Below are 15,716 nucleotides of genomic sequence, written 5' to 3'. Positions count from 1 at the left end.
CGCGAGGCGCCGTGCGCTGAGGCCCGCTCGCCGTGCGAGCGGGCCGAGCGGGACGACCGGCCGGGCCTGGAGGCTCGTATCGGCGAGCGCAGGCTGTTCGGGACGTGCGCGGCCGCCCGTTGGGACGCGCCCTCAGGCGGGGCGCTGTTGTCCGAGGCCGACGACCACGTCTCAGATGGGCTGGATCATCGATTCCAGGACGTGCTGGGTCAGGCCGGCATGGTCGAAGTCCGGGTGTGCGGCGGGGTCCATCTCGTACTCGCCGATCGCCACCGACGATTCCACGATGAGCTTGCAGCGCTCGTAGCGGCGCTCGCTGTAGGCCGAGAACGCGTCCTCATGACTGCTGTGCGTGGACAGGCATTCGGCGAGGACGACACCGTCGTCGATCGCCTGAGCTGCTCCCTGGCCGAGGTGCGGGGTCACGGCGTGGACGGCGTCGCCGATCAGCACGATCCGGCCGTTGTGCCACGGCGCCGGCGCGATCAGCCACTCCTCGGGCCGGAACACGATCTGGGAGGGGTCGTTGATGTACTTGTCGCGGACCCGGCCGGTCAGACCGCCGAACGGGGCGAGGCGCTCGCGGAGTTCGTCCGCCATCTTGTCCTGGTCCAGCCAGCGGCCCTCTTCCCAGGTGGTGTTGTAGAAGATGTAGGCCAGGTCGGGGCCGATCGGCACGAAGCCGGCCAGGCCTTCCGGACCGTGCTGCAGGATGATCCGGTCGATCTCCGGCTCCCGGGGGATGTTGAGCCGGAACGCCGACTGCCCGAGGTAGACCGGCTTGAGATCCTCGCTCAGCACGTACGGGCGGACCTTGGAGTAGACGCCGTCGGCGCCGACGACGTAGTCGACGACGTCCGCGGAGCCGTCGGTGAAGACGACACCGACGCCCGTGGGGCCGTCGGTGAGCGTGGTGAAGGTCTTGTTGTACTCGATGCTGACACCGACTTCGAGGGCCTTGTCGGTGAGTATCTTGTGCAGCTGCGGCCGGGTGAGGCCGTTCATCGGCGGCAGGTCGGACCCGGGTATCCGGGCACCGGGCATCTCTCGGATCAGGTTGCCGTCCACGTCCAGCATCTGGCCCCAGGCGGTGGTGGAGTAGCCGACGGCCAGGCACGCCTCGGCACAGCCGATCGCGTCCAGTGCGCGTAGCGCGTTCACCGGCTGGATGATTCCCACGCCGTAGACGGACGAATGCAGGTCCGCCTGGAGCTCCACGATGTTGACGTCGTACCCGACGTTGCGCAGCGTGATGGCGGTGGACAGTCCACCGATCCCGCCGCCGACGATGAGAACACTGCCTCGGCTCATTTCAACCACCTAGCGTCGTCCGGCCGGCCTGGTGCAGGAGTGCAAAAGGCCGATGCGCGGCGAACGTAACGGCCATCTTGTGCCGCGGGAAGCAGACGGAAACGCATATTTAAGTTGCGCTTCCAAAGACTTGCCTAATCGACGAAAACGCAGGCGCCTACGGGGCCGAAACTTCGACGGATCGGATTCCGTCGCTCTTCATCTGGCCTTTGACCTGCTGCTTTGACTTATTTCGGACGTGGTTCCGGCTTGCTGCGTGAAGGAAATCGCGGATTCTCGGCTCTCGGATGTCGGATTCCCATTGTGTTGCGGGCGCTGGCTGGCCCGTCCGGGCGTGAAAGTCCACAGTGGAGCGAGTCATTCGATATCCGCAGTGCTGTTGTGCACTGCACGGGGAGAATTTTCTTGAACGTTTCGAGTAAGGCGACGGCAGACGACCGCGGACGGGCGGCCGCCATTGCCCTGGCGTGTGCCGGTGTCTTCGTCGCTTATCTGCCGGTGACGACGGTGGCGGTGAGTCTGCCGGTGATCCAGCAGGCGCTGGGTGCGTCGACCGCGCAACTGGCGTGGGTCTCTGACGCCTTCGTGCTGCCGGTGGCCGCGTTGATTCTGACCGCGGGCGTGTTCGGTGACGTGCACGGGCGCAAGAAGGTCTATCAGGTGGGCCTGGCGCTGTGCTCCGCAGGCGCCGCGGTGTCGTTGGGGGCGCAGTCGGTCCAGATGCTGTGGGCCGGTCAGGCGCTGGCGGGTGCGGGGGCCGCCGCCCTGCTGCCCGTCACGCTGGCGCTGATCAGTCAGGCGGTGCCGCATCCGCGCGAGCGCGGCAAGTACATCGGCTGGTGGACGACCTGCATGATGGCGGCCATGGTCGTCGGCCCGCTGATCGCCGGTACGATCACGAGCCCCTCGGCCAGGGCGTCGAAGCACTGGTCTGGCTGACCGTCGTACCCCACGCTCTCGCTGAGACGGGACAGGCCGTCGCCGCCCAACCGGAAGTGCGTTTCGCCGCCGCCGTCACCGGGCGGACCAACCTCGCGATCTCTCTGCTCTGCCGCAACACCGACGACCTCTACATGTTCCTCAGCGAGAAGATCGGCGCCCTGACCGGCATCCACACAGCGGAGACCGTCCTCACCCTCCGACGAGTCAAAGCCCTGACCACCGACTGACGACGTGACCGCCGGTAAATCACGTGCCCGCGGCCACCGCTCGCGGTTACTGTGAAGCCCGTTCAGGTGCGCAGGTTGCGGCTACTTCTCCTGTCAAGAGAGCAACGCGGGTTCGAATCCCGCCGCCGGCCCCGGCCGGTGTCGTCCAGTGGCCGAGGACGCTTATGTCGCCGCCGCCGATCTCATCTCTGAACACCGAAGGCATGAGCCGCTCGCCACGGGGGGAACCAGGCGGGCGGCTTCGCCGTGTCCGGCTTGACGAGGTTTCAGGCTCGGCGCGGCTCCAGCACGTGGCCGCGCCCCACTAGAGGATGGCGTCACCACCCCGCGTGAACCCCCGGACGGGCTAACCGAGCCGCCGCCGGACGCCGCCCGAACGCAGAATCGTCGGTGGACGGCTGCGCGACGTGAGGAGTGGCTCGGCATGCGGATCGTCGTGGATCTCAATCGCTGTCAGGGCTATGCGCAGTGTGTGTTCCTCGCTCCGGACGCGTTCGAACTGCATGGTGAGGAGGCGCTGCTGTACGACCCGCAGGTCTCCGATGACCGGCTCGAACGCGTCCGCCAGGCCGCGGCGGCATGCCCGGTGCAGGCCATCCTCGTCGGAGAGGAAGCGGCCGCCGGTGTCCGCTGAGGCGCGTGACGGCCGGATCGTCATCGTCGGGGCATCGCTCGCCGGGCTGCGCGCCGCCGAGACGCTGCGCGAGGAGGGCTTCAACGGCCCGCTGACCCTGGTCGGCGACGAGCCCCATCCGCCGTACGACAGGCCGCCGCTGTCCAAACAGGTCCTGCTCGGCAAGGCGGCGGCGACCGCCACCGGGCTGCCGATGCGCCGCGACCCGGAGGCGGAGTGGCGGCTCGGGGTAGCCGCCACCGGGCTCGATCCGCTGGAGAAGCGGGTGCTGCTCGCCGACGGCGAGTCGCTGCCGTACGACCGGCTGCTGATCGCCACCGGGACCCGGGCCCGGCCCTGGCCCGACGCGGACGAGGCCGCCCTGGACGGGGTGTTCACGGTGCGTACCAGCGACGACGCCGGCCGCCTGGCCGAGCGCCTGGCCGCCGGGCCGCGCCGGGTCCTGGTGATCGGCGCCGGCTTCACCGGCTCGGAGATCGCCTCGGCCTGCCGCGAGCGGGGCATCGAGGTGACGGTCGCCGAACGGGGTCCGGCGCCCCTGGTGGGCGCGTTGGGCGGGACGATCGGCAAGCTCGCGGCGGCCCTGCAGCGCGCCCACGGCGTGGACCTGCGCTGCGGCGTGACGGTCACCGCGCTGCGCGGGAACGGCCGCTTCACCGGCGCCGACCTGTCCGACGGCAGCCACGTCGAGGCCGACGTCGCCGTCGTCGCCCTCGGCGCGGTCCGCAACACCGAGTGGCTCGCGGACTCGGGGCTGGCCGCGGGCCCGCGCGGGGTGGCCTGCGACGCGGGGTGCCGCGCCTTCGACATGTACGGGATCGTCACCGACGACGTCTTCGTGGCCGGCGACGTGGCCCGCTTCCCGCACCCGCTCTTCGAGTACCAGATGCTGTCCCTGGAGCACTGGGGCAACGCGGTCGCCCAGGCCGAGGTCGCGGCCCACAACATGGTCAACCCCGGGCCGCGTCGACGCCCGCACCTGGCGGTCCCGTCCTTCTGGTCGAGCCAGTTCGGGCTGAACATCAAATCCGTCGGCGTCCCTACCTTCTCCGACCAGGTGGTCATCGCCCAGGGCTCGCTCGAGCAGGGCCGCCTGGTGGCGGTGTACGGCTATCGAGGCCGCGTCACCGCAGCGGTCACGGTCGACATGGCCAAGTGGCTGCAGTACTACGAGCGCCTGATCGAGACGGCCGCCCCGTTCCCGCCCGTGCCCGGCGCCGCCGACCGGCCGGCCGCGGCGGCCGTGCCGGTCCCCTCCGACGTGCCGGACCCCAGTGTGCTCTCGCACGGCCCCACCGTCGCCCTGACCGGTCACCTGCCGGACCGCAGGCTGATCAGGGTCGCCGGCTGACCCCACCGTCCCTCCCGCCGACGAGGAGCCCCCGTATGAGCGCGGACACCCTGCTGCAACGGATCAACAACTACGCCAACCGCCCCGACCCGTATCCGCTGTATGCGGAGCTGCGCGAGGCGGGGGGCGTGGTGCGCCAGACGGACGGCAGCTACCTGGTCGGCACGTACCACGAGATCAACGACGTGCTCCACGACCCGCGCATCAGCTCCGACCAGCGCAACCTCAGCGAGCCCTACCGCGTGGCCGAGGAGGAGAGTCATCCGCCCGCCTTCATCGTCCTCGACGACCCCGAGCACCACCGGCTGCGGAACATCTTGACCCGGCCGTTCGGCCCGCCGCACAGTCCGGGCCGGGTCGACGCCATGCGGAGTGAGATCGCCAAGATCAGCGAGGAGCTGATCGACGCGTTCGGGGACCACAAGCGGATCGACGTGGTCGACGACTTCGCCTATCCGCTCCCCGTCACCGTCATCTGCCGGCTGCTGGGCGTGCCGCGCGACGACGAGCCGCTCTTCCGCGAATGGTCGACCAGGATGATCGAGGGCGCCGACGTGGTTCCCGGCGAGGACCGCACCGCACGCGTGCAGGCGTCCAAGGAGGCCCGCGAGGCGATGGGCGATTACCTTGCCGATCTCGCCGAGCAGCGCCGCGGCAAGCCGGCCGACGACATGCTGTCCGCGTTCGTCAACGAGCCGGATCCGGCCCAGCGTCTCACCCGTGAAGAGCTGGCGGTCAACGCGGCGATCCTGCTCCTCGCGGGGCACGAGACCACCGTCAATCTGATCAGCAACGGGGTGCTCACCCTCCTGCGCCACCCCGACCAGCTGGAACGGCTGCGCCGCGACCCCGCGCTGATGCCGAAGGTGGTGGAGGAACTCCTCCGCTACGAGCCCCCGGTGCACCTCGTACCGATCCGCACGCCGCTCGTCGACGTGGACGTCGCGGGCACCACGGTCCCGAAGGGCGTACGTCTGGTGCTGGCGCTGGCATCCGGGAACCGCGACCCCAGGCGCTTCAGCGACCCCGACCGGTTCGACCCGGCCAGGGAGGACAGCGCGCACCTGGGCTTCGGCGGCGGCGTCCACATCTGCTACGGCGCCGCGCTCGCGCGGGTGGAGGCGCAGATCGCGCTGGCCGCGCTGATCCGCCGCCTCGACAGCCCTCGACTGACCGAGGACCCGCCCCCGTACCGGACCAGCGCCACGCTCCGGGGCCCCCGGCACCTGTGGCTGCGCGGGCGAGGATGACGTCGATCTGCTCGGCCGCGTAGGCCGAGCACTGGCCGGCGTTGCTGCCGTCCGGGTCGCCGAGCAGGGCGTCGCGGATGTAGGCGCGGCCGGCGTGGCCCCGCTCGTGGCCGGCCGCTACGCCGGCCGTCCACGCTCGTGGGGGAATTCCTCAACGATGGGCCTGGTTCCGGCGCATTTGTCGAACCGGTTCGCCGGGAAACTAGCATCGGCGAACCGGTTCGACAATAGTTCCGACTTGATGTCTCCCAGGCATTGACACTGCGCACGGTCGGCTCCTAACTTCCCTTCACGCGAACCGGTTCGATAACCGGGCCGCCACCCCTCCGATCCCTCAGCGCCCGACCGGTAAATCCACCTGTCGGAAGAAGCGAACCGGTTCGACAAAGGAGTCCCGTGAACTTCGGTGAGGAGTCCCGTGAATATCGGTGAGATCGCCAAGCGGGCCGGCGTCTCGCGGAGCACCGTGTCGTACGCCCTGAGCGGCAAGCGCCCGGTGTCGGACGACACCCGCGAGAAGATCCAGCGGGTCATCGACGAGCTGGGCTACCGGCCCAACGCGAGCGCACGCGCCCTGGCCAACGGCCGGACCAGCACCATCGGTCTGGTGTTCCCGCCGGCCGGCGACCACTACACCGGAATGCAGCTCGACTTCATCGGCAGCGTCGTGGAGGGCGCGGCGGCCTACGACTACGACGTGCTGCTCTCCCCGAGCGGTGTGGACCGCGACCGCTCGTTCCAGCGGCTGCTGGGCGAGCGACGCGTCGACGGCGCGATCCTGATGGAGATCAGGCTCCAGGACGACCGGGTCGACCACCTCACCGCCGAGAATTTCCCAGCCGTCTGCATCGGCCGCACCGCGCAGCCGGACGGCGACTGGTGGGTCGGCCTGGACCACACCGCCCTGGCAGCGGCCTGTGTCCACCACCTCGCGGACCTGGGCCACCGCAGGATCGCCTTGGTGAACCGCCCCGAGCGGCTCCTGCGCGGCGGATACGAGTCCGCGCACCGGGGGCTCGACGGTTTCACCAAGGCCGCGGCGGAGCGCGGGCTCACCGTCCGCACGTACTGCTGTGGGGACGACGCCTCGTCGGGTCAGGCCTGCCTGGAGCGGATACTGCACGACGATCCCGCCACCACGGCCCTCGTCACGCTGAACGAGGCCGCGCTGGGCGGCATCTACCGGGGCCTGGCCAAGGCGGGCCGCCATGTGCCACGCGACTTCTCCGTCACCGGCGTCGTGGCCACCCGTTGGGCAGAGACGGTGACTCCGCAGCTCACGGCGGCCGACGTGCCGGCGGCGCAGCTGGGGCGTCTGGCCGTCGAACTGCTCGTCGAGCGCCTCGACCACCCCGACGCGCCGCCCCGCCACCACCTGCTAGCCCCGCCGATCTCACTCCGTGCCAGCACGGGACCCGCCGCTGCCGCGTCGCCCGCCGACGAGCATCGGGACTCCGGCTCCGACCCCAACCTCTGATCGCACACCCACGCCCCTCTTACCTGCACTGCCTGCACACCCGGCTTCACCCGTTCACTCGTCGCTCCTTCACCGGTCAATGGCCCGTACGACGACCCCATTTCGGCCGGACAAGCACCCCCGAAGCCCCTCCTCGGCACACCCATGCCAAAAACCCAGAGGAACGCCCCATGGACAGATCCACCAGGCGCCGTCTCACCGCCGTAGCCCTGACCGTCGTCGCCCTCACCACCGGCACCACCGCATGCTCCTCCGGCGGAGGCACCACTTCAGACAAGGCCGCGGACAGCGGCAGTTACACCATCTGGGACCCGTACCCCCAGTTCGCCAAGGACTCGGCCTGGGCGAAGCTGCTGGACAGCTGCGGCAGCAAGGCCGGAGTCAAGATCAAGCGGACGGCCTTCGACACCAGCGACCTGACGAACAAGGCGTTGCTGGCCGCGCAGCAGGACAACTCCCCTGACGTACTCATCCTCGACAACCCGGTGGTGTCGACCCTCGCCGACGCAGGGGTGCTCACCACGACCGACGAGAACAAGGTGGACACCTCGAAGGTGGACCCCAACCTGCTCGCGGCCGGTCAGGCGGGCGGCAAGACCTACGGAACCCCCATCGGCGCCAACACCCTCGCCCTGTACTACAACAAGGACGTCCTCAAGGCCGCGGGCGTGGACATCGCCTCGGTCAAGGACTGGAAGTCGCTGACGGCGGCCCTGGCGAAGGTCAAGAAGGCGGGCAAGAAGGGCATCACCTTCTCCGCGATCGGCACGGAGGAGGGCAGCTTCCAGTTCCTGCCGTGGTTCTGGGGGTCGGGCGCGCAGCTGACCGAACTCGACTCCTCCCAGGGCGTCTCGGCCCTGTCCCTGTGGACCGACTGGCTGAAGAAGGGCTACGCCCCCAACTCGGTGATCAACAGCACCCAGACCACCAGCTGGCAGGAGTTCGCCAGCGGCGACTACGCGTTCGCCGAGAACGGCACCTGGCAGCTCGCCAACGCCGAGAAGGCCGGTTTCGACTACGGCGTCCTCCCCATCCCCGGCGCCGACGGAGGGACCGCAGCGGCCCCGACCGGCGGCGAGTTCGTCACCGTCCCGGTCCAGGGCGACACCGGCCGCTACGCCACCTCGCGGAAGCTGGTGTCCTGCCTGACCAGCACCGAGAACCTCTCCGACACCGACACCACCCTGTCCTACGTGGCCCCCACCAGCGAGGTGCAGGACAAGCAGGTGGCGGCCGACGCCAAGCTGAAGCCCTGGGTCGAGGCGGTCAAGGCGGCCAAGGGCCGCACCAGTGACGACCTCGGCGCCAAGTACCCCAAGATCTCAGAGCAGTTGTGGAAGGCGGTCCAGGTCGCCCTCAGCGGGTCGCAGTCACCGAAGGACGCGCTCACCGCGGCGCAGGACGCCCTCAAGTAACCGGACTTCCGAGGCCTCTTGATGAACCGCACTACACACCTGCCGGACCGGCGGCCGGCGCGCGTCCGGAACGGAACAGCCACCGCCGCTCCGCCACCGGCACGTATCGCGATCCGGCGCCGTCCCACCTCCCAGCAGTGGGCCGCCTGGGGCTTCCTCGCCCCGGTGACCCTCTACCTCGCCCTCTTCTACGCCTATCCGCTCTACCGCAACCTCGACCTGAGCCTGCGTCACTACACGGTCCGCTCCTTCGTCCAGGGCGACGCGCCGTTCACGGGCCTCGCGAACTACCGGACCGTCTTCGACGACCCGACCTTCGGCCCGGCGCTCACCCACACGGTGGTGTTCACCGCCGTGTCCCTGGTCTTCCAGTACGCCATCGGCCTGGCCCTCGCGGTCTTCTTCAGCCAGCACTTCCGGCTCTCCGCGACCCTGCGCGCCCTGTTCCTGGTGCCCTGGCTGCTGCCGCTCATCGTCTCGGCCTCCACCTGGTCGTGGATGCTCAACAGCGACTCGGGCGTCGTCAACGCGGCCCTGCACGCCGTCGGCATCGGACCGGTGAACTGGCTGACCTCACCATCGTGGTCGCTGACCTCGGTGATCATCGCCAACATCTGGATCGGCGTCCCGTTCAACCTGGTCGTGCTCTACAGCGGCCTCCAGGCGATCCCCCGCAGCCTGTACGAGGCGGCCGCCCTCGACGGCGCGGGCGCCTGGCAGCGCTTCCGGCACATCACCCTTCCGTTGCTGCGCCCGGTGTCCGCCATCACCCTCCTGCTGGGCCTGGTCTACACGCTCAAGGTCTTCGACATCATCTGGATCATCACCAAGGGCGGCCCGGCGGACTCGTCCACCACCTTCGCCACCTGGTCCTACCGGCTCGGCTTCGGCAACCTGCTCCCCGCCTTCGGCCCCGGTGCGGCCGTCGGGAACCTGCTCGTCGTCGCCGCCCTGGTCTTCGGCCTGGTGTACCTGAAGGTCCAGCGAAAGCAGTACGCCTCATGACCACCGTGACCACACCACGACCGCGACCCCGGCCGCACCGCGGACGGACCACCTGGTGGAAGACCGCCACGGGCCTCCTGCTCACCGCGATCATGCTCTTCCCGGTCTACTGGATGCTCAACGTGTCCTTCACCCGCGACCAGGACATGCGCAAGACGCCGCCCGACTGGTTCCCCGTGCACGGCACGCTGGACGGCTACCGCGCCGTCCTCGACCAGCAGCTGCCCTACCTCGCCACGAGCCTGGTCATCGGTCTGGGCACGGTCGTGCTGACGGTGGCGCTGAGCGCGCCCGCCGGCTACGCACTGGCCAAACTGCGGCCACGCGGCGGCGGCGTGCTCAGCTTCCTCTTCCTCGTCGCGCAGATGATCCCCGGCATCATCATGGCGATGGGCTTCTACGCCATCTACCTGAGCCTCGGTCTGCTCCAGTCGGTTCCCGGCCTCATCGTCGCGGACTCCACGCTGGCCGTCCCCTTCGGGGTGCTCATCTTCACCGCGTTCATGTCCGGAATCCCCGGTGAGCTGCTCCAGGCGGCGAGGACGGACGGAGCCGGGGCCCTGCGCACCTTCTGGTCCGTCGTCCTGCCCATGAGCCGCAACGCCGTCGTCACGGTGTCGTTGTTCGCGTTCCTGTGGTCGTGGTCCGACTTCGTCTTCGCCAGCACCCTCGCGAACGGCGGCGCCCACGAGCCGATCACCCTCGGCATCTACCAGTACATCGGCAACAACAACCAGGAGTGGAACGCCATCATGGCCACGGCCGTCGTGGCCTCGCTGCCCGCCACGGTGATCCTCGTCCTCGCCCAGCGTTACGTCGCCGCCGGCGTGACCGCCGGAGCCGTCAAGGACTGACCTCCTCCCACCAGGCCACGTCCTGGCAGGTCTCCTCCCGCCGGGCCGCGTCCCGGCAGACTGCCGAGGCCACCACCGCTGAAGAGTCGACCATCACCGTTGAAGAAACGAGTAACCACTGATGACCGCCGCCCGACCCGGCCCGGCCTTCTCCGTCCACGACATCCCGTTCAGCACCCACGGCTCCTGGTTCGACATCTCACCCGTGGTGGCGGAGAAGACGTACGCCGATGACCTCCACCTGGTCTCCCATCAGAACGGCATGCATGCCGTCCTGCGCTTCGTGCCCCTCGACGCGGCGACGGGCGACCGGGCCGAGACCCGTGTCGAGGCGACGCCGAGCCTGCTCAGCTGGATCCACCGAGGCGGGCGCATTGGTTGCGCCTACGAATCGCCGGACACCGTACGCCTGCGAGGTGAGGGGCTGGGGCTGCGCATCACCGCGGCGGCGGAGGCCCTGACCCCCTTCACGGGCACCTACTTCTACCGCGACCCGGTGGACGGCGCGTACGTGTTCACCTCGTACGAGACCGGGCGCCGTCACCGGATCACCGTGCTGTCCGGTGCCGTCGCCGAGGTGTCCGGCAGCCAGGCGCTGGGCAGTGGCGAACGCGGTCTCACGGTCACCGCGGACGCCGGCGGAGTCTGGGAAGCGGCGGTCGAGGAGCTGAACAGTGCACGTCGGCCCTACACCTCCTCGGGCACGTTTGCGACGTTCGGCCAGATCGTGGCAGCCGCGGAGCGCGCCTTCAGCGCCTTCGCCGACGCGGTGGCCGCCTGGCGCTCGTCGGGCACCCCGGCCGCCGAACTCGCCGCGTACGTCCTGTGGTCGGCGACGGTCCGCCCGACAGCCCTCGTCACCCGGCCCGCGGTGCTGATGTCCAAGCACTGGATGGACAAGGTCTGGAGCTGGGACCACTGCTTCAACGCCCTCGCCCTCGCACCCGGAGCACCCACGCTGGCCTGGGACCAGTTCTCGCTGCCGTTCGACCACCAGGACGAGAGCGGGGCCCTGCCCGACTCGGTGACCCACTCGGAGGTCCTCCACAACTTCGTCAAGCCACCCATCCACGGCTGGACCCTGGCCCACCTGCGCCGACGGCTCTCCGAACCCCTCGACCGGATGGAACTCACCGAGACCTACCGCAGGTTGCGACGCTGGACGGACTTTTGGCTCACCGCGCGCCGCGCACCGGGTGCCGCCCTGCCCCACTACCAGCACGGCAACGACAGCGGCTGGGACAACGCCACGACCTTCGACCCCGAGCGCATGGTCGTCACCGCCGACCTGGCCGCGTTCCTCGCCCTCCAGCTCCGCGAACTCGCCGACCTGGCAACCGATCTGGGCCTTCCTGAGGAGGCCCACCGGTGGACCCGTACCGCCGAGGCGACCCAGGCCGCGATGCTCGACGAGCTGTGGACGGGGGAGCGGTTCGTGGCCCGTGGAGTCGACAGCGCGGAGACGTGGAGCAGCTCCAGCCTGCTGGACCTGATGCCGGTGGTGCTGGGCGAGCACCTGCCCGTGAGCGTCGCCGCCGCGCTGGCCGCCCGTATCGAGGCCCACCTGACCCCGCACGGACTGGCCACCGAACTGCCCGCCTCACCCCACTACCGCCCCGACGGCTACTGGCGCGGGCCGATCTGGGCGCCCGCCACCGTCCTCATCGAGGACGGCCTGCGCCGCAGCGGCCACCACCGCCTCGCGGACGAGATCAGCGCTCGCTTCCGGGCGCTGTGCGAAAGCCACGGATTCGCGGAGAACTTCGACGCCCTCACGGGCAAGGGTCTGCGCGACCGCGCCTACACCTGGACGGCGAGCAGCTACCTCCTCCTCGCCGAAGCCCACGAACTCCGGCACGCCGTACCCGCCGCACACCCCGGCCGATGAAGTAACCACCTGGGCACCCCGCCCAGCAGCGCCACATCGAGGAGCAACAACCCATGCCTGTATTCCGCGTCGTTGAAAGCGCTCTCGAGGTCCAACACGGGCACGAAGTCATCCGTGTCGAACCGTGGGGCGCCGACAGCGCCCGGGTGCGAGCCGCCCGGTACCGCATCCCCGCCGACAGCATCGGGGCCCTGGACGACACCCCGCCATCGGCCGACGCTGCCCCGGTGTCCGTGAGCGCCGATGAGTCCTCCGGTGTGCTCGTCAACGGAGAACTCACCGTCTCGGCCGTGTACCACTGGGACGGGTTCCGGCTGAGCTTCACGCGCACCAGCACCGGCGAGGAACTGCTCGCCGAGGCCGCCCCGCCATGGGCACACGGCGCCCGCTCCTGGCAGGGCAACCGCTCGGGCGTCTACCAGGCCGAGCAGTGCTTCGCCGCGTACCCGGGCGAGCGGCTGTACGGTCTCGGCCAGCACACCCACGGCCGGCTCGACCACAAGGGCCTGCGCCTGGGCCTCGTACAGCGCAACTGCGAGGTCAGCATCCCGTTCGTGCTGTCCAGCCGTGGCTACGGCTTCCTGTGGAACGTGCCGGCTCTGGGCTCCGTGGAGTTCGCCGATAACGGCACCTCCTGGACGGCCGACCAGACCCGCGAGATCGACTACTGGATCACCGCCGCCCGTACCCCGAAGGAGATCCTGGCCCGGTACGCCGACGTCACCGGGCACGCCCCGGAACTGCCGGAGTGGGCCAGCGGCTTCTGGCAGTGCAAGCTGCGCTACCGCACACAGGACGAACTCATGGCCGTCGCCCGCGAGCACAAGCGCCGGGGCCTGCCGATGTCCGTGATCGTCACCGACTACTTCCACTGGTCGGCCATGGGCGACTACCGCTTCGACGAGGCGGAGTGGCCCGACCCGAAGGCCATGGTCGACGAACTGGCCGACCTCGGTGTGGAGCTGATGGTCTCGATCTGGCCCACCGTCTCACCGCTGTCGGAGAACTACGGCGCCTTCCGGGACCGGGGCCTGCTCCTCGGCTCCGACCAGGGCGCCGAGTTCCACCACCTCGTACAGGACAAGGGCATGGCCACGCAGATGCCCGTCGCCGTCTACGACCCGACCAACCCTGACACCCGCTCGTTCGTGTGGGATCTGGTCCGCCGCAACTACCTCGAGCTGGGCATCCGGGTGTTCTGGCTCGACGCCTGCGAGCCCGAACTCGTCCCCGCCCACCCGGCCAACCTCACGCTGTACGCCGGTCCGGGGGCGCAGGCCACGAACGTCTTCCCCCGTGACAACGCCCGTATCTTCGCGGACGGCATGGCCGCCGCCGGGCAGCCGGGCACGGTGCTGCTGTCCCGCTCCGCGTGGGCCGGCTCGCAGAAGTACGGGGCCGCGGTCTGGTCCGGGGACATCCCCGCGACCTGGGACTCCCTGTCCCGGCAGGTGCGGGCCGGACTGTCCATCGCCATCGCGGGCATCCCCTGGTGGACCACCGACATCGGCGGCTTCCAAGGCGGCGACCCGGACGACCCCGGCTACCGGGAGCTGATGATCCGCTGGTTCCAGTACGGCGCCTTCTGCCCGCTCTTCCGGCTGCACGGCGACCGCGAACCGCGCATGCCGTGGGGCCACGCACAGACCGGTGGCCCCAACGAGGTGTGGTCGTACGGCGAGCAGGCGTACGAGATCCTCGCCGCCCACCTCCACCTTCGGGAGCGGCTGCGGCCCTACATCCACGACCAGATGCGCACGGCGTCCGCGCACGGCACTCCGCCGATGCGGCCGCTCTTCGTCGACTTCCCGGACGACGAGACCGCCTGGACCGTCGATGACCAGTTCCTGTTCGGCCCCGACATCCTCGTCGCACCCGTCACCACCGCCGGCGCGACCGAGCGACAGGTCTACCTTCCCGAGGGCCTGACCTGGACGGACGCCTGGACCGGCCGCGAGTACGCAGGGGGCCGTACCGTCACCGCCGAGGCGCCGATCGAGCACATTCCCGTGTTCGTGGCCCAGAGGTCGGACGTGCTGCGCCTGTTCGCACCGGCGGAGCCGACGGATCACTGATCACTGAGCCGTACCGGGACGGACGCCATGCCGCTCTCCCGCAGGCTTGGCCGGCGGGTCAGGGCTCTTCGACGGGGGTGATGTGGCCCTTGAGGTTCCAGAAGCCCCGGGACGCAAGGTCGGTGATATTGGTGTAGGCGATCCCGTTCTCGTAGTCCTGGACGTGGGTGACGGTATTGCCGGTGGCGGGCTCCGTCCAGGTGACCATCCACAGATTGGAACGCAGTTCGGTGCGGGCGATGTCGAATCGGTTGACCGTGCCGGAAGCGTAGGAGGTATCGGCAACGACGGTGACATCGAGCTTGTCTTCGGCGAGGAAGTGCAGCTTGTACTTGGCGCTCTCGCCGAAGTCGTACAGGAAGCTGCGTCCGATGACGGGGATCTGCTCAGCCATGGTGTGCTTACTTGACCTGGCCAAAGGGGTCGGGGACGGTATGGCCGCCTGCGTTGTTCCAGAAGTTCTGGATCACATAGCCGTACTCGGGCAGGTCCTCGTTGAACGGTGTGAACAGCGGGCCACCGCTCGGCAGCTTCCAGTCCGCCTGGAGTTCGCAGGCCAGTGCGTAGGTGGTGACCAGCTCGGCACCGGCGCGGGCCATCCTGGACATGGCGGCGTCGGCCTCGTAGTGGTTCCAGGCGCCGCAGGCGTCGACCACGGGGAACACCCGGTAGCCGTCGTTGAGCATGGCCAGCGTCGGCATTGTGGTGCAGGTGCCGATGGTGACGCCGGCAATGAGGATGTGCGTGCGCCCGGTGCCGGACAGCAGGGCCTCGAAGGCTGAGCGGAAGGTCGGATCCTCGTAGCAGTTGATGATGCCGGTGCGACGGTGGATCGGCACCTCAGGGAAGAGGTTCTTGATCTCGGGAATGGTGTCGCCGTTCTGCCACTGCGCATTGGATGTGCTGAGCATCACCGGGATCTCCAGCGCCTTGGCGATCTTCGCGAGTCCGACCGCGTTCGCCCGGAACTCCGCCAGCGAGGAGTAGTCCCTGGTGCTGTTGATCAGCCCGATCTGATGGTCGATCAGCAGCAGCACCGCGTTCTGCGGCGTGGGCTTGTCGTAGCCGACCTGCCCGGCGGCACGTGCGTCCTCGGGCGTGGTCTTCAGAGGCAGGACACCATCCGTGATCGGGCTCACGATGTCGGCGGCACGCTCGGCCATGGTATGGACTCCTTCGCCACCTGCACAGTCGGCGGTCTCGCCGCTCCGCGCAGGTACCTGAGTGCGTGCTCAACACTCTGGTGCCATATCACCGAGGGCCACCTGCCTTATGCGGCTGAACGGG

General features: G+C 69.4%; 12 protein-coding genes and 2 pseudogenes. 10 read left to right on the top strand and 4 right to left on the bottom strand.

Going from position 1 to position 15,716, the window contains the following annotated elements; translation table 11 throughout:
- Positions 1 to 171: 171 nt before the first annotated feature.
- Positions 172 to 1,311: an FAD-dependent monooxygenase gene (locus ABT009_RS07875; RefSeq protein ID WP_351290754.1), complete on the bottom strand. Its 1,140-nt coding sequence runs from the start codon at positions 1,309 to 1,311 to the stop codon at positions 172 to 174.
- A 405-nt stretch (positions 1,312 to 1,716) separates the two neighbouring features.
- Here ABT009_RS07875 and ABT009_RS47410 point away from each other — a divergent pair.
- From ABT009_RS47410 to ABT009_RS07850, 4 genes and pseudogenes are all read left to right on the top strand, one after another.
- Positions 1,717 to 2,480, top strand: a pseudogene (locus ABT009_RS47410) (MFS transporter).
- Between the two features lie 424 nt (positions 2,481 to 2,904).
- Positions 2,905 to 3,114, top strand: coding sequence for a ferredoxin (locus ABT009_RS07860; RefSeq protein ID WP_351290750.1), 210 nt, complete (start codon positions 2,905 to 2,907; stop codon positions 3,112 to 3,114).
- Positions 3,104 to 4,465: an NAD(P)/FAD-dependent oxidoreductase gene (locus ABT009_RS07855; protein ID WP_351290748.1), complete on the top strand. Its 1,362-nt coding sequence runs from the start codon at positions 3,104 to 3,106 to the stop codon at positions 4,463 to 4,465. The genes ABT009_RS07860 and ABT009_RS07855 overlap by 11 nt, the downstream gene beginning before the upstream one ends.
- A gap of 35 nt (positions 4,466 to 4,500) precedes the next feature.
- Positions 4,501 to 5,715, top strand: a complete 1,215-nt coding sequence (locus tag ABT009_RS07850; protein WP_351290746.1) for a cytochrome P450 — start codon at positions 4,501 to 4,503, stop codon at positions 5,713 to 5,715.
- Here ABT009_RS07850 and ABT009_RS07845 read toward each other — a convergent pair.
- A pseudogene (locus tag ABT009_RS07845) lies at positions 5,696 to 5,809 on the bottom strand (TetR family transcriptional regulator); the annotation flags it as partial. The gene ABT009_RS07850 and the pseudogene ABT009_RS07845 overlap by 20 nt on opposite strands.
- Before the next feature lie 324 nt (positions 5,810 to 6,133).
- On the opposite strand from ABT009_RS07845, the gene ABT009_RS07840 reads away from it, so the two are divergent.
- The 6 genes from ABT009_RS07840 to ABT009_RS07815 all read left to right on the top strand — a co-directional run bounded on the left by ABT009_RS07840 (position 6,134) and on the right by ABT009_RS07815 (position 14,429).
- Positions 6,134 to 7,192 (top strand): LacI family DNA-binding transcriptional regulator, encoded by a 1,059-nt coding sequence (locus tag ABT009_RS07840; protein WP_351290744.1) that lies wholly within the window; start codon positions 6,134 to 6,136, stop codon positions 7,190 to 7,192.
- Between the two features lie 170 nt (positions 7,193 to 7,362).
- The gene (locus ABT009_RS07835; protein WP_351290742.1) at positions 7,363 to 8,607 is read left to right on the top strand and encodes a sugar ABC transporter substrate-binding protein; all 1,245 of its coding nucleotides are present in this window, start codon (positions 7,363 to 7,365) and stop codon (positions 8,605 to 8,607) included.
- A gap of 21 nt (positions 8,608 to 8,628) precedes the next feature.
- Positions 8,629 to 9,612, top strand: a complete 984-nt coding sequence (locus ABT009_RS07830; protein ID WP_351290740.1) for a carbohydrate ABC transporter permease — start codon at positions 8,629 to 8,631, stop codon at positions 9,610 to 9,612.
- Complete coding sequence (locus ABT009_RS07825; RefSeq protein WP_351290738.1) at positions 9,609 to 10,466, top strand: carbohydrate ABC transporter permease; 858 nt, start codon at positions 9,609 to 9,611, stop codon at positions 10,464 to 10,466. The genes ABT009_RS07830 and ABT009_RS07825 overlap by 4 nt, the downstream gene beginning before the upstream one ends.
- Positions 10,467 to 10,587: 121 nt before the next feature.
- A complete protein-coding gene (locus ABT009_RS07820) occupies positions 10,588 to 12,354 on the top strand; it encodes an amylo-alpha-1,6-glucosidase (RefSeq protein ID WP_351290736.1) in 1,767 nt (588 codons plus the stop codon).
- A gap of 53 nt (positions 12,355 to 12,407) precedes the next feature.
- The gene (locus ABT009_RS07815; protein ID WP_351290734.1) at positions 12,408 to 14,429 is read left to right on the top strand and encodes a glycoside hydrolase family 31 protein; all 2,022 of its coding nucleotides are present in this window, start codon (positions 12,408 to 12,410) and stop codon (positions 14,427 to 14,429) included.
- A 58-nt stretch (positions 14,430 to 14,487) separates the two neighbouring features.
- Here ABT009_RS07815 and ABT009_RS07810 read toward each other — a convergent pair whose 3' ends face one another.
- Both ABT009_RS07810 and ABT009_RS07805 read right to left on the bottom strand, forming a co-directional pair.
- Entirely contained in the window at positions 14,488 to 14,823 is a 336-nt protein-coding gene (locus ABT009_RS07810) for a MoaF-related domain-containing protein (protein WP_351290732.1), read from the bottom strand.
- A gap of 7 nt (positions 14,824 to 14,830) precedes the next feature.
- Positions 14,831 to 15,592, bottom strand: coding sequence for an isochorismatase family protein (locus tag ABT009_RS07805; protein WP_351290730.1), 762 nt, complete (start codon positions 15,590 to 15,592; stop codon positions 14,831 to 14,833).
- Positions 15,593 to 15,716 lie beyond the last annotated feature (124 nt).

It is taken from the genome of Streptomyces sp. NPDC002896 (assembly GCF_040295225.1).
GTDB lineage: Bacteria > Actinomycetota > Actinomycetes > Streptomycetales > Streptomycetaceae > Streptomyces.
Note: the sequence above shows the minus strand (reverse complement) of the source record. Positions and strands in the feature narration are given on the sequence as shown.

Excerpts from the sequence above, each read along its gene's own strand:
- ABT009_RS07810 (WP_351290732.1), bottom strand. The coding sequence starts at position 14,823 with ATGGCTGAGCAGATCCCCGTCATCGGACGCAGCTTCCTGTACGACTTC.
- ABT009_RS07850 (WP_351290746.1), top strand. The coding sequence starts at position 4,501 with ATGAGCGCGGACACCCTGCTGCAACGGATCAACAACTACGCCAACCGC.
- ABT009_RS07830 (WP_351290740.1), top strand. The coding sequence starts at position 8,629 with ATGAACCGCACTACACACCTGCCGGACCGGCGGCCGGCGCGCGTCCGG.
- ABT009_RS07815 (WP_351290734.1), top strand. The coding sequence starts at position 12,408 with ATGCCTGTATTCCGCGTCGTTGAAAGCGCTCTCGAGGTCCAACACGGG.
- ABT009_RS07820 (WP_351290736.1), top strand. The coding sequence starts at position 10,588 with ATGACCGCCGCCCGACCCGGCCCGGCCTTCTCCGTCCACGACATCCCG.
- ABT009_RS07860 (WP_351290750.1), top strand. The coding sequence starts at position 2,905 with ATGCGGATCGTCGTGGATCTCAATCGCTGTCAGGGCTATGCGCAGTGT.
- ABT009_RS07825 (WP_351290738.1), top strand. The coding sequence starts at position 9,609 with ATGACCACCGTGACCACACCACGACCGCGACCCCGGCCGCACCGCGGA.
- ABT009_RS07875 (WP_351290754.1), bottom strand. The coding sequence starts at position 1,311 with ATGAGCCGAGGCAGTGTTCTCATCGTCGGCGGCGGGATCGGTGGACTG.
- ABT009_RS07805 (WP_351290730.1), bottom strand. The coding sequence starts at position 15,592 with ATGGCCGAGCGTGCCGCCGACATCGTGAGCCCGATCACGGATGGTGTC.
- ABT009_RS07835 (WP_351290742.1), top strand. The coding sequence starts at position 7,363 with ATGGACAGATCCACCAGGCGCCGTCTCACCGCCGTAGCCCTGACCGTC.